This window comes from Protofrankia sp. CiP3 (assembly GCF_917627345.1).
Lineage (GTDB): Bacteria > Actinomycetota > Actinomycetes > Frankiales > Frankiaceae > Protofrankia.
Genome location: NZ_CAKJTM010000037.1, coordinates 940 through 14022 on the forward strand (window position 1 = coordinate 940; position 13083 = coordinate 14022).

The 13083-nt window shown below is 65.8% G+C and carries 11 protein-coding genes; 7 read left to right on the top strand and 4 right to left on the bottom strand.

Annotation, left to right across the window (positions count from 1 at the left end):
• A partial coding sequence (locus MJ797_RS14270; protein ID WP_239334963.1) for an ABC transporter substrate-binding protein occupies window positions 1–401 on the top strand: 401 nt, incomplete at its 5' end.
• Between the two features lie 174 nt (window positions 402–575).
• Complete coding sequence (locus tag MJ797_RS14275) at window positions 576–2072, top strand: transposase (protein WP_239334965.1); 1497 nt, start codon at window positions 576–578, stop codon at window positions 2070–2072.
• Window positions 2073–2455: 383 nt separating this feature from the next.
• Here the strand turns inward: MJ797_RS14275 and MJ797_RS14280 are convergent, their stop codons facing one another.
• Window positions 2456–2911 carry a hypothetical protein gene (locus MJ797_RS14280; RefSeq protein WP_239334967.1) on the bottom strand — a complete coding sequence of 152 codons (456 nt, stop codon included), beginning with the start codon at window positions 2909–2911 and terminating at the stop codon, window positions 2456–2458.
• Window positions 2912–3414: 503 nt separating this feature from the next.
• Between MJ797_RS14280 and MJ797_RS14285 the strand changes: the two genes are divergently transcribed.
• The 5 genes from MJ797_RS14285 to MJ797_RS14305 all read left to right on the top strand — a co-directional run bounded on the left by MJ797_RS14285 (window position 3415) and on the right by MJ797_RS14305 (window position 10482).
• The gene (locus MJ797_RS14285; RefSeq protein WP_239334969.1) at window positions 3415–4326 is read left to right on the top strand and encodes a DivIVA domain-containing protein; all 912 of its coding nucleotides are present in this window, start codon (window positions 3415–3417) and stop codon (window positions 4324–4326) included.
• 673 nt (window positions 4327–4999) lie between these two features.
• Window positions 5000–7219, top strand: a complete 2220-nt coding sequence (locus MJ797_RS14290) for an NADP-dependent isocitrate dehydrogenase (RefSeq protein WP_239334971.1) — start codon at window positions 5000–5002, stop codon at window positions 7217–7219.
• 315 nt (window positions 7220–7534) lie between these two features.
• On the top strand, window positions 7535–8680 hold the full coding sequence (locus tag MJ797_RS14295; protein WP_308128321.1) for a hypothetical protein: 1146 nt from the start codon (window positions 7535–7537) through the stop codon (window positions 8678–8680).
• Window positions 8681–8778: 98 nt separating this feature from the next.
• Window positions 8779–9558 (top strand): SAM-dependent methyltransferase, encoded by a 780-nt coding sequence (locus tag MJ797_RS14300; RefSeq protein WP_239334973.1) that lies wholly within the window; start codon window positions 8779–8781, stop codon window positions 9556–9558.
• Between the two features lie 54 nt (window positions 9559–9612).
• Window positions 9613–10482 carry a helix-turn-helix domain-containing protein gene (locus MJ797_RS14305; RefSeq protein WP_374582219.1) on the top strand — a complete coding sequence of 290 codons (870 nt, stop codon included), beginning with the start codon at window positions 9613–9615 and terminating at the stop codon, window positions 10480–10482.
• 53 nt (window positions 10483–10535) lie between these two features.
• Here MJ797_RS14305 and MJ797_RS14310 read toward each other — a convergent pair whose 3' ends face one another.
• The 3 genes from MJ797_RS14310 to MJ797_RS14320 all read right to left on the bottom strand — a co-directional run bounded on the left by MJ797_RS14310 (window position 10536) and on the right by MJ797_RS14320 (window position 13066).
• Window positions 10536–11384: an ABC transporter permease gene (locus tag MJ797_RS14310; RefSeq protein ID WP_374582221.1), complete on the bottom strand. Its 849-nt coding sequence runs from the start codon at window positions 11382–11384 to the stop codon at window positions 10536–10538.
• Window positions 11381–12172, bottom strand: a complete 792-nt coding sequence (locus tag MJ797_RS14315) for an ABC transporter ATP-binding protein (RefSeq protein ID WP_239334975.1) — start codon at window positions 12170–12172, stop codon at window positions 11381–11383. The genes MJ797_RS14310 and MJ797_RS14315 overlap by 4 nt, the downstream gene beginning before the upstream one ends.
• Before the next feature lie 234 nt (window positions 12173–12406).
• Window positions 12407–13066: a TetR/AcrR family transcriptional regulator gene (locus tag MJ797_RS14320; RefSeq protein ID WP_239334977.1), complete on the bottom strand. Its 660-nt coding sequence runs from the start codon at window positions 13064–13066 to the stop codon at window positions 12407–12409.
• Window positions 13067–13083 lie beyond the last annotated feature (17 nt).

The window sequence follows — 13083 nt, forward strand, 5'->3', positions numbered from 1 at the left end:
GCCTGCTCCAGAAGTACGGCCGGCAGCTCGCCGGAACCTCCTATTTCCTGGGCACCACCCCGTTTGAGCTGGACGCTCCCGCGCACCGGGAGTTCCTGCACGCTATGGATATGTACGCCCCGCAGCTGCAGCCTTCGACCAACGGCGGCGCGCTGTCCGGCTGGATCTCCGCGGATATGATGATCCGCGGTTTGCAGGAGGCTGGTGGCTGTCCCACCCGGCAACAGTTCATCCACGGCTTTCGAGCCGTCCGGGACTACAACGCCAACGGCCTGCTGCCCGCGCCTCTCGACATGACCGCGAGTTTCGGTCAGATGAACAAGTGCCTGTCGTTTGTCAAAGTCACTGACGACGGTACCCGTTTTACTCCTGAGGCGTCCCGCTGCGGAAACAGGATATAGCGGCGTTCACCAGCCGGGCCCAGCCCCCGATATCGGCAGTGTGTCCGGTTCTGGGGCTGTTCGCTGTCTCTGCCCGGAGATCTCCTTAGCGAGACCTCCGTTTGGAGCTATCCGACATGTCGGCTCTGGGACAGGCTGTAGGTGTGAGGCCACCAGCCCGTGCGGAGTCCTAAGGTGACTGAGCCCGTCGAGATCCTGCGTGCTTACCGTGTCACTCTTGATCCCAATCCAACCCAGGAATTGACACTCGCTCAGCATGCGGGTGCCGCGCGATGGGCGTTCAATCATGCGCTCGCCGTGAAGATGGCGGCACGGGAACAGTGGAAGGGCGCGGTTGCCGCATTGGTGGCGGCGGGTGCGTCCGAGGAAGACGCCCGCCGGCAGGTCAGGGTTCCCACGCCTACCAAGCCGGCTATTCAGAAGGCACTCAACAAGATCAAGGGTGATGATCGGCAGGGCGTCGCGGGCGTATGCCCGTGGTGGCACGTCGTTTCGACATATGCCTTTCAGTCAGCATTCCTCGACGCGGACATGGCATGGAAGGCATGGCTGGACTCGTTGGCGGGCCGACGTAAGGGACGCAGGGTCGGCTACCCCCGCTTCAAGAAGAAGGGCCGTTCACGGGATAGTTTCCGGCTGCACCATGACGTGAAGAGACCGACGATCCGACCGGTCACCACCCGGCGGCTGTTGCTGCCGCGGATTGGTGAGGTCCGTACCCACGACAGCCTGAAACGGCTGATGCGCGCACTCGATCGCAGATCTGGTGTCATCCAGTCGGTGACGGTCTCGCGGGGGGCACATCGCTGGTACGCGAGCGTGCTGGTCCGTGAGTGGATTGCGCTGCCAGCGCCGAACCGTGCCCAGCGGACCGCTGGCACGGTCGGGATCGACCTCGGGGCCCGCTCTCCTGTCACCCTGTCCACAGGCGAGCGGTTCTTCACCCAACGGGCGAAAGCCCGGCATGCCCGCGCGCTTGCGAAGGCGTCCCGCGCCGTCGCCCGGACGCTGAAGGGCTCCCGGCGACGCGGGAAGGCACAGCGCCGGCTGGCACGCCTGCAGCACCTGGAAGCGGCCCGCCGGTCGACGGATATGCATCGCCTGACGAAACGCCTCGCGACCGGCTGGGCGATGGTGGCAGTGCCGGACCTGCAGACCGCCGGCATGACCCATCCGGCTCGGGGAACCGGCAGCAAAGCCGGGGCGGGCCGCCGGCCCAGACGGGGTCTCAACCGCGTGCTCCGTGACGTCTCTCCCAGCGAGGTCCGCCGGCAGCTCGATTACAAGACCGTCTGGTATGGCAGTAGGATTTCTATTGTCGACCATGGATATCCATCGAATAAGACCTGCTCGGCCTGTGGTACGGCAAAAACCACGCTGGCCTTGTCCGAACGGGTGTTCCATTGTACGGCCTGCGGACTGTCGATGGATCGTGACGTGAACACCGCGCGCGCCATTGCCCGGTTCGCTGTCGCCTCCGATAGGGGGGAGACAGAAAACGCCCGCGGAGCGCCCGTGAGACCGATCCGTCCGGTTCGGACGGTGACGCGGGGCACGTCGATGCGGGAAGGCCCACCGACTGGTGGGTCACCCCAGTGCAGTGATGCGCAGGCATCCCCCCGTACCATAACCCAGACCGGAGAGGGCTCGGCCCACCGGCAGCAGGGATGATCACATGCTGCGTGCTACAGGTCAGTTCATGACCCGTTCGGCCCGCCGGCGCAAGGGATGATCGATGCCACCCGGAACGCGTCAAGGGATGTGTCCGTCCGGCCTACCGGCCTAGGGGATGATCGCTATGGAGTACGCCTCGTCGGTGGCGGACCGAGTCCGGCCCACAGAAGCGGAGGAGGGGAACGGATCGACCGTCGATCGTGGTGGCCGCCGCAATAGTCGGAAGCCGGTTTGGGGCCGTCCGGCTGTAGCTGCGACATCGCCAGCCGCGACACATCGTCGCCGCGACGCTCGGGCCCGTGGGCTGTCCGAGCAGCCGCCACGAGGGGTGGCAGGATGCCTTCGAGCGCAGCCACCCATGCCGGCGGCCAAGCAGCGGGTTACGGCTGTAGGTGCGTGGCCAGGATGTACACGGGACTGCCGTCCGCCTGCTCACAGAAGCCGCCGGGAGCGTGCCCCGGTTCCCGGAGGATTTCCAGTCGTTTCCATCCGGACCGGATGAGCAGATTCACAAGGGGGCCGATGACGTTCGGGTATTTTCCGTTCCGGCGTGCCGCGGCCGTGTTTATTTTCTCCCCGCTGAGTGGCAGCATGCAGTATCCGCCGATTTTTCCATCCTTGTCGATGGATGCTTCGAGGCGTTGCCAGCCCGACTTCTTTGACAGTTGGACAAGCATGGCTATCACATCATTTTTGTCGTTTTCTTTCTCCAGGAAATCAAGATATGCAACGGGTGCCGAGCCGCCGCGGCCGGCTCTCCCGCACTCGCGCGAGCAGTATTGATCATTTTTGTCCGGTATCAATGTGCCGCAGGACGCGCACATTTTTTCGCTCATTTTGTTTCTCCTCCGTGGCGGGTGCCTCGATTTCCGCAATCTGTTCAGCGGTGGCCGGGCGCGTTCTCAGTCCTTTCAGTGGACTCCAATCTGGCGATCTGACGATGATGACAAAGAAGCAGACGGGGAACAAGTCCTGACTTCGTGCGTACGCCAGCCCCGCCACAGGCGAGCCGCCGCCAGCTCCAGACGGATATCTCCGTTTGGAGCTACGGGAAATGCCGGCGGTATCAACATCGCCGTGAGCCCGCCGCCGTCCAGGTGGGGGTGTCCAGGTGGGGGTGCCGGGCCGAGCAGAAGCCCGTTACGGTCAGAACTGTCCCGGTGAGGCGTGCGGGGCATGCCGCTCCCCCCCGTAGCAGCAGCGCTCCCGTCCTCACCGGGACACCACGACCCGTTATGCAGCCGCGGGAAGGGTGCCTGACCCGTGGCGGTCCTGATGACCGTGCGGGCGGCACTGGTTATTCGGGGAAGCGGCCGATGCCGCGTCATGAGGAGGCGACATGGCTCTGTCCCCGTGGGACGTACAGAACAAGGTATTCAGCCCGACCCGGTTCCGCACCGGCTACAAGGAGGACGAGGTCGACTCCTTCCTCGACGACGTCGAGGACGAACTCACGAGACTCCTGGACGAGAACACCGACTTACGCAGGCAGCTCGACGAGGCCCGCCGCGCTGGCGGCGGCAGTTCCGCTGTTCCCACGCAGCTGCTGCAGGAGAACCAGCAACTGCGCAGGCAGCTGGAGGAGGCACAGCACCGGAGCGCTCAGGTGGCCCGGGCCGCGGTGGATGAACCTCCCGCTCCCCAGCCGGCCGCCGTCCAGGCCGCGGCCCACGTCCCGGGCTCCCAGCTGGATACCGAGATCGAGCGGCGTGTCACCCAGACCCTCATGCTGGCGCAGCGCACCGCCGACGAGCTGTCGCAGCAGGCCCGTGACGCATGCGAGCGTGCCCGCCGGGACGCCCATGCCGACGCGGAGCGCATCGTCAATGAGGCCCGCGCGTACGTTGCCGAGCAGCTCGGAGGTCTTGCCGACGACAAGCGCCGGTTGGAAGACCAGGTTGAGCAATTGTTGGCCTTCGAACGTGACTACCGTGCCCGGCTGGGCTCCTACCTGGAGATCCAGCTGCGCGATCTGGACGGGATACCGACGCGGCCGGCTATCGACGCCATGGCGGGCATGCCGATCGACCCGGGCACCGGATCCCCACCGCCACCCCCGCCTGGGATCAGCATCGCCGCGCAGCCGATGCCTGCCCCGGTCGCCGCGCTGACTTTCCCGTCAGCCCACCAGCCCGTCTCGTCACTGACCGCCGGCACGCTGCTGTCTGGAGCAGACGGCAGCTGGTTCGATACTCCCGCTCCTGACCTGGAGCTGGCCCGTCAGGATGCCTGCGGAATGCGGGGTTTCTAGCCGGGCAAGGTGACCGGGGCAAACCGCGCATCCCTTCCCGCCGGTCGCTGACCATCGGAACTGCCTGGCGACGTGTCACCGACACGCCTGAGCGTTCGTTACCGTTGCGTTGCTCCCTCGTATCGTGACAGCCAGCCCGCATCGGGTGACCGGCCAGCGACGTGAGGCGGTCCGGGCTGCCCGGGCGTACCCGCAGGCGAGTGAGGGCGACGTTGGTTGACTCCATGTGCCTGGCCGCCCGCCCGCAATCGGTCGCGTCGGTCGTGTCGGTGACGGAGCCCCCCGCCACTGGCGATGACGCATCCCCGGGGGAGCCACAGCAGGACCACCGCGTACAGGCCGACGGTCGGTGTGGTCATCGGCGTGGCCGTCAGCCCACACCAGCAGAGAGAACTTGCTATTAACGTCCCAACCGATTGTCCGATCGGTCAATATTATGCGATCAGTCCGACACATACGGTTGTGGGGACGTGGACCCCGTCGGTGTGGCAGGAATCAAGGAGCGCAGCGGCATGCCCAGGTGGAGGCTCCGAGCCGACGTCCGAAGCCGATGCTCGTCGGCTTGTCGGCACATCGGTGACCACTAGTACACACCCGTATCCGTTATCAGGGTATCGAGGCGAGCTGAACATACCATGATAGCGAGACGAAGTAGACACGAAGCGGAGTATCGGTGACTGATTCGACCATCATCTATACACACACTGACGAGGCCCCGGCCCTGGCGACGTACTCGTTCCTGCCTGTGGTCCAGGCATACGCCCAGGTGGCCGGTGTCAGAGTCGAAAGCCGCGATATCTCCCTGGCAGGGCGGATCATCGCCAGCTTCCCCGAGTATCTCACGCAGGCCCAGCGTGTCGACGACGCGCTCGCCGAGCTCAGTGGGCTGGCCAAGACGCCTGGGGCGAACATCATCAAGCTGCCGAACATCTCGGCTTCGATGCCGCAGCTGAAGGCGGCGGTCGCTGAGCTGCGGCGGCAGGGCTACGCGCTGCCGGACTACCCGGACGACCCGAAGAGCGACGAGGAGCGGGAGATCCGCGCCCGTTACGACAAGGTCAAGGGCAGCGCCGTCAACCCGGCGCTACGCGAGGGCAACTCCGACCGCCGCGCTCCCGCGTCGGTGAAAAGCTACGCTAGGACCCACCCGCACCGGATGGGCGCGTGGCGCTCCGATTCGAAGACGAACGTTGTCACCATGGGCGCTGACGACTTCCGTGCCACGGAGAAGTCCACAGTCATCACCGAAGCCGGCTCGCTGCGCATCGAGCTGCTGGGTGAGGACGGCGCTGCCATCGTCCTGCGTGAGTCCGTACCGGTGCTGGCGGGCGAGGTCGTGGACGCCTCCGTCATGCGCGTGGCCGCGCTGCGTGAGTTCCTGGCGGCACAGATCGCCCGTGCCAAGGCCGAGGGCGTGTTGTTCTCCGTACACCTGAAGGCCACGATGATGAAGGTTTCCGACCCGATCATTTTCGGCCACGTGGTGCGGGCCTTTTTCCCGCGGACCTTCGCAGCCTACGGTGAGACGCTTGCCGCGGCAGGGCTGACTCCGAACGACGGGCTTGGTGGCATCCTCAAGGGCCTGGAACCCCTGCCCGAAGGCGAAGGAATCAAGGCTTCCTTCGCCGCCGAGCTGGCCGACGGCCCTGCCCTGGCGATGGTTGACTCCGACCGCGGCATCACCAACCTGCATGTGCCCAGCGATGTCATCGTGGACGCCTCCATGCCGGCTATGATCCGTACCTCCGGTCACATGTGGGGTCCGGACGGCCAGGAGGCGGACACCCTCGCGGTTCTTCCCGACAGCAGCTATGCCGGCATCTACCAGGTTGTCATCGATGACTGCCGGGCGAACGGCGCCTTCGACCCCGCGACGATGGGCTCGGTGCCCAACGTCGGCCTGATGGCACAGCAGGCCGAGGAGTACGGCAGCCACGACAAGACCTTCGAGATTCCCACCGCGGGCACGGTACGGGCCGTCGACGCGGCCGGCACCGTGCTCCTGGAGCAGGTGGTCGGCGCTGGCGACATCGTCCGTCTGTGCCAGACCAAGGACGCGCCGATCAGGGACTGGGTGAAGCTCGCCGTCACCCGTGCCCGTGCCACCGGCGACCCAGCGGTCTTCTGGCTCGATGAGAACCGTGCGCATGACGCGAAACTGATCGAGAAAGTCAGGGCCTACCTGCCTGAGCACGATACCCGGGGACTCCAGATTGAGATCATGGCGCCGACGGACGCGATCGCGTTCTCCCTGGAGCGGATCCGTCGGGGCGAGAACACGATCTCGGTCACCGGCAACGTGCTGCGCGACTACCTGACCGACCTGTTCCCGATCCTGGAGCTTGGCACGAGTGCCAAGATGCTCTCGGTCGTCCCGCTCATGAACGGCGGCGGCCTGTTCGAGACGGGCGCCGGCGGCTCCGCGCCCAAGCATGTCCAGCAGCTGCTCAAGGAGAACTACCTGCGCTGGGACAGCCTGGGCGAGTTCCTCGCGCTGGCGGTCAGCTTCGAGCACCTCGCGCAGACGACGGGCAACGCACGCGCTCAGGTGCTCGCCGACACCCTCGACCGCGCGACCGCCACCTTCCTCAACGAGGACAAGTCGCCCAGCCGCCGCCTGGGCGGCATCGACAACCGCGGCAGCCACTTCTACCTGGCGCTGTACTGGGCGCAGGAGCTGGCCGCACAGACCGATGACGCTCGTCTCGCGGAGGCGTTCGCCGGCCTGGCCAAGACGCTCACCGCGCAGGAACGGACCATCGTCGACGAGCTGCTCGCGGTTCAGGGCTCGCCAACCGACATCGGGGGTTACTACCAGCCCGTCGCTACCATGGCCGCGGCCGTCATGCGTCCGTCGAAGAGCTTCAACGAGGCCATCGCGACCCTCGGCTGACCAGCTCGCGGTAGTGCCGAAGGATGTGAATTCGATGTTGTTCCCTGGTGTCCCAGGCGCATCGGATTCACATCCTTGACGCTGGGCGGCCGGTGGATCCGGTCGGATATCAGGATCGTTCCAGGTATGGTTCGGAAACGGTGCCAGCGAGCCGGTCGCGCCGACATCGTCGGGTCTCAGCGCGGTCGGCACTACAGGGCATCTCCGACGGGAAAAATGCCGACCGTAACCCGATCCCGCTATAGCGGTGATGCGCGCGGTCTGAGAGCATCCGTTCTTGTGCGCATATCAGGGTTCCGTCGCCCTTCCGTGACCATGCGCGGGTATGTCGTCGCGCTGATGTTGATGTTGGCCGCATGCTCCAGCGGGGGAAGTGAACCGGCCGTGCGGGCTTCGGTCAACGCCGGATCAACGGCCGCGTCCCGATACGTCACGCCGCTGAAGGGGATCTGCCCGGACACCGTGGTTTTCCAGGAGCCGTGGTGGCCGGGTGCGGACTACGGGTTCGCCTACCAGCTCCTCGGGCCGAACCCGGTGATCGACAGGAACAAGAACCGGATCACCGGCCCGCTCGGTGCTACCGGCGTCACGTTCGAGATCCGGGCTGGTGGCCCGGCGGTCGGCTTCCAACCGACGTCCTCCCTGCTCGCTCAGGACGACAACATCCTGCTCGGCGACGTCGGCACGGACGAGGCGATCCAGAACTCGGGAAAGGCGCCGACAGTGGCGGTCTTCTCGATCTATGAGAAGAACCCGCAGGTTCTCCTGTGGGGGAATCCGGACTGGAACTTCACCAGCGTCGCCGACATCCACCGGGCGGGGGTGACGGTGCTGGCCAGCGCGAGCGGGACTGTTTACCCGGATGTTTTCATCCGGGAGGGGCTGCTGAACAGGTCGCAGGTGGACACCTCCTACCAAGGCACCCCTGACCGGTTTGTCGCCACCGACGGCAAGATTGCGCAACAGGGGTTCGTGACCTACGAGCCATACCAGCTTGAACACGATGTCAAGGCGTGGGACAAGCCAGTGAGATACCTGCTCCTCCATGACGAGTACCCGGTGTACCGGGCCCAGCTCTCCGTCCGGCCGGACAAGCTGGCGGCCAGCCGTGCCTGCCTGGCCAAACTCGTGCCATTGTTCCAACGGGCGCAACGTGACTATATTGCCGACCCCGGTCCGACCAACCAGCTCCTGCTCAAGGTCGTCGGTTCGCTGGACACCAGCGGCTTCACTCTTTCACCCGGGCTGCTCGCGGATGCCGACACGAAGCTGAAGGAACTCGGGCTGGTTGCCAACGGGACTGACGGGGTGCTGGGCAGCTTTGACACTGCCCGTGTCCAGCGGCTCATCGACCGGCTGGCGCCGGTCTTCGAGGCCAAGGGCACCAAGCCCAAACCGGGGCTGAGACCGGCGGATCTGGTGACCAACGATTTCCTGGACAGGTCGATCTCCCTGAAGTAGCGAGCTGTAGAGCCTGCGGCCATGCGCTACAGCGGCATTCGAAGCTCACGGCCACCCCGCGCGACGCCACCGACCGTCCCGGACTTGGAGTCACTTTCATGAGCGACTACCCGCCCCCCACTTTTGACATCACCAAGCCGCACTCGGCCCGGGTCTGGAACTACTGGTTGGGCGGTAAGGACTATTTCGAAGTTGACCGCGAGTACGGGGATAGGTACTTTAAGATATATCCGGAGATTGTCGAGATCGCCCGCGCGGGCCGGGCCTTCCTCCGCCGTGCCGTCACCCACCTGGCCGGCGAGGCAGGCATTCGCCAGTTCCTCGATATCGGTACAGGTCTGCCCACCGTGGAGAACACCCACGAGATCGCCCAGCGGATCGCCCCGGACGCGCGTGTCGTCTATGTCGACAACGACCCGCTCGTGCTGCTCCACGCTCGTGCTCTGCTGGTCGGCACCAGCGAGGGCGCCACCGCTTACATCGACGCCGACGTCCATGATCCTGAAAGGATCCTCGCCGGTGCCGCCGAAATCCTTGATTTCAGCCGGCCGGTGGGGCTCATGTTGATAGGGATCATGGGGAATGTCGCGGACTTCGACGAGGCGTACGCGATTGTGCGACGGCTTCTCGACGAGGTGCCAGCGGGCAGCTACCTGACTCTGGGAGATGGCGCGGTCCTTGACGAGGCCGTTCGGGCCCTCAGCGAAGGCCCCGGTGGGCACGGGTACTACAACCGCAGCGTTGAAGAGATCGTCCGGTTCTTCGACGGACTTGAGCTGATCGAGCCCGGTGTGGTCTCGACCCACTTTTGGCGGCCCGCTCCGGGAAGCGTTCCCATTGCGCTGGATTCGTTCTGCGGTGTCGCGCGTAAGCTCTGAGTACCGCTGAGGATCAATATCATGCTCAGGCGCTGAGCACACACGGGGAGCACAGTGACAGGGCAACCGGACCGGGGGTCGGCCGTGGGCCGGATGCTGCTCGGCATTCAGCTGCGCCGTCTTCGGGAGGCCCGAGGCATCAGCCGCAAGGTGGCCGGGCACGAGATCCGGGGCTCCGAATCGAAGATCAGCCGGTTGGAGCTGGGGCGGGTTGGCTTCAAGGAGCGTGATGTAGCCGACCTGCTCACCCTCTACGGCGTCACCGCTGAGGCGGATCGGGCACCGCTGCTTGAGCTGTCCCGGCAGTCCACCCAGCCGGGCTGGTGGAACGCCTCCGCCGATGTCCTGCCGAACTGGTTCGAGCTTTACCTGGGTCTGGAGACCGCCGCGACATTGATCCGGACCTATGAGGTCCAGTTCATCCCAGGCCTGCTCCAGACCGAGGACTACGCTCGTACCGTCATTACCCAAAGCGATGGTCCGGGCGCTGTTTCGGTCAAGGACGTCGAACGCCGGGTCGACATGCGGATGAGCCGGCAGAGGATACTGGACCGCCCGGATCCGCCCCGGCTGTGGGCCGTGTTGGACGAGGCGGCTCTGCGGCGCCCGATCGGCCAGCCCGCGGTGATGCGCGCCCAGCTGGAACGGTTGATCGCGGTTTCCAAGCGGCCGAACATCATCGTCCAGGTGATGCCCTTTGCCTTCGGCGGCCACGTCGCGGAAGGTGGCGCCTTCAGCATTCTGCGTTTCGCCGAACCGGATCTGTCCGATGTGGTCTATTCCGAGTATCTTACGAATGCGCTCTACCTGGACAAGCCATCGGACGTGTACCGCTATTCGGAGGTCATGAACCGGCTCGGCATCGACAGTACAGCGCCCGACCAGGCCGCCGATTTCCTGGCCAGGGTCATCGCCGAGATGTAAGGACGGGGGCCGGCTTCCCCTGACGGCATTGTCTCCCGGCGGGCGATATTACCTCACCGGCGTTGCCCCGGCTCGTACCAGGGCCCGACGACCAGGTGAGCCGCCAGGCCGAACAAGCAGAAAACAACGAAACCAAAAAGGGCGGAAACGATGATCGCCGCAAACAGCGGCCCGGACTCCAGGCTCCGCGTGTAGCCGTCGATGAGCCGGCCGATCCCGGGTTCCCCCTGGCGGAAGAAGAAGTCGCCCACGATCGCGCCGATCACCGACAGGCCCGCGGAGATACGTAGCCCGGTGAAGACGGCGGGGAGAGCGCCGGGAAACTCCAGCCAGATCAGCCGCCGCCACCGGCTGGCTTGCCGCAACGTGAACAGGTCGTGATGGCCGGTATCCGCCGAACGGAGGCCGAACAGCGTGTTCGTAATGATTGGGAAAAGCGCGATCAGGACACACACGATGGTCCTGGGCCAGAAGCCGTACCCGAACCAGAAACCGATCAGCGGAACAACCGCCAGGATCGGAATGGTCTGCAGCAGCACCGCCCAGGGATAGAACGAACGCTCGACCCAGCGTGCCTGGTTCATCAGGACCGCGAAGGTCATCCCCAGCGCTGATGCGATCATGAGGCCGACGACGGCGACCTTCGCGGTTGCCTCCAGCGCGGAAAGAATCTCGTGGAACGTGGCCCAGTCGAGAAATCCGTCCATCACCACCTGATGTGGCGGTGGTAGCAGGAAACGTCGGCGCGGGGCGAAGAAGGCATAACTCACCAGGTACCAGGCCCCGACCACCACGCACAGGACAGCGAACGGCGGTAGCGTCGTCCGCGCCGCGCCGGCCAGGCGGGAGAACACCCGCGGCAAGGGCCGGGCCAGCGGCAGGGGAGCGTCGTCGGCGGTCACGCGAACGACTCCCGTAGAGCCTCGGAAACGGCCTGCGCGGTCCGGGTGAACTCCGTGTCGAATCGCAGCCCTCCCTGCCTCGGGTAGTCGAAGGGCACCTCGATCTGGGCCAGCACGCGGCCCGGCCGAGCGGAGAGAACCAGCACTCTCGTGGCGAGCAGGACCGCCTCCGCCGCCGAATGCGTGACGAACAGGCCGGCGAAACGTTCCCGTGTGTACAGCCGCAGTAACTCGTCCCCGAGACGTTCCCGGGTGATCTCGTCGAGCGCGCCGAACGGTTCGTCGAACAGGAACAACGACGGACGCATGGTGAGCGCGCGGGCGAGCGAGACCCGCATGCGCATCCCACCGGACAATGCCTTCGGGCGGTGCCGCTCGAAGCCCGCCAGCCCGGTCAGCGCGATGGCGTCGGCAACCAGGCGCCGACGTTCCTCCTTCGCCACGCCGTCGAGCTCGGCGAGGAGGCCGACGTTCGCCTCGACTGTCCGCCATGGCAGCAGGGTGGGGTCCTGGAAGACATAGCCGGGGACGGCCGAGCCGACCGCCACCGATCCGGTCGACGCTTCGGTGAGGCCCGACGCGATGCGCAGCAGCGTGGACTTGCCCGAACCCGAGGGCCCGACCACCGCCACGATCTCGGTATCACGTACCGTAAAGAACACTTCCCGCAACGCCCGGGTACCGTCCGGGAATGTCTTCCCCACCCCCTGGAACGACAACGCGGTACCCGCCGGGGCTGGCTCCGGCGACGATACCTGTCTTTTTGTCCGCCTTTTTGTCTGTTTCATCCTGATCTCCGGCCCGGTGGTGCGCAAATGTGGATGATCCGCCTTTGTTCGCCATGTCAGGTCCCTTGGCTGAAAATTGGGAAATGATTGATCGTACCGGTTTGATCGCATCGTGGCCGCGTCCGCTGTACTCCTGGTAGGCATATCCACCGGAACGGTGACGGCGCGGTCGGGCGGCCGTGGGGAAAGCGGCTCCGCCATGGCGCAGGTGCCCGCCGCTGGCCGTGCCCGCCCTCACAGGCCGCGGGCGACGACGTCGAGGACGGTGCCCAAGGCACGTTCGCGCTCGGCGTCGGGCAGGTCGCGCAGCGGCCCGTCGTTGAGCAGCGTCGACAAACCGTGCACGGCTGACCAGGCGGCGTACTCGGCCCCGGGGCGGCGTTCGGGTGGGATCGCGCCGGTCTCAACCAGCTCGTCGAGCCGGCTACCGAGCAGCTCATACGGGCCGAGCCCGCTGGCACCCGTTCCCTCGCCCACCGCGAACGCGCGCGTGGTACGAGGCACGGCGAACGCCGTCTGGAACCAGCCGGGTTCGGTGGTGGCGAACTCCACGTAGGCCCGCCCGAGCGCGTCGAGCCGGGCCCAGGCGGTCACCACCGGGTCGGTGTCGCTGGGTAGTGCGTCGATCCGTTGCTCCATGAGCAGCGCCAGCTGGCTCATGCAGCGTTCGCAGACGGCGCGCAGCAGCTCGTCCCGGTCGGCGAAGTGCCGGTACGCCGCGTTGTGCGAGACGCCGACGGCGCGGGTTGCCGCCCGCAGCACCACGGCTTCGGGGCCATCGGCTCGGGCCAGCGCGACACCGGCGTTAACGAGCGCCTCCCGCAACTGGCCGTGGTGGTAGGGGCGTGGGGGGATTGCAGCCAGCATGTTGACAGTGTCTACTTTGGATGGCACGCTCGTCAATGTTGCCG

Bases quoted from the DNA above. Each gene is read 5' to 3' on its own strand.
- MJ797_RS14280 (WP_239334967.1), bottom strand. From the start codon at position 2,911: ATGAGCGAAAAAATGTGCGCGTCCTGCGGCACATTGATACCGGACAAA.
- MJ797_RS14285 (WP_239334969.1), top strand. From the start codon at position 3,415: ATGGCTCTGTCCCCGTGGGACGTACAGAACAAGGTATTCAGCCCGACC.
- MJ797_RS14295 (WP_308128321.1), top strand. From the start codon at position 7,535: ATGCGCGGGTATGTCGTCGCGCTGATGTTGATGTTGGCCGCATGCTCC.
- MJ797_RS14300 (WP_239334973.1), top strand. From the start codon at position 8,779: ATGAGCGACTACCCGCCCCCCACTTTTGACATCACCAAGCCGCACTCG.
- MJ797_RS14315 (WP_239334975.1), bottom strand. From the start codon at position 12,172: ATGAAACAGACAAAAAGGCGGACAAAAAGACAGGTATCGTCGCCGGAG.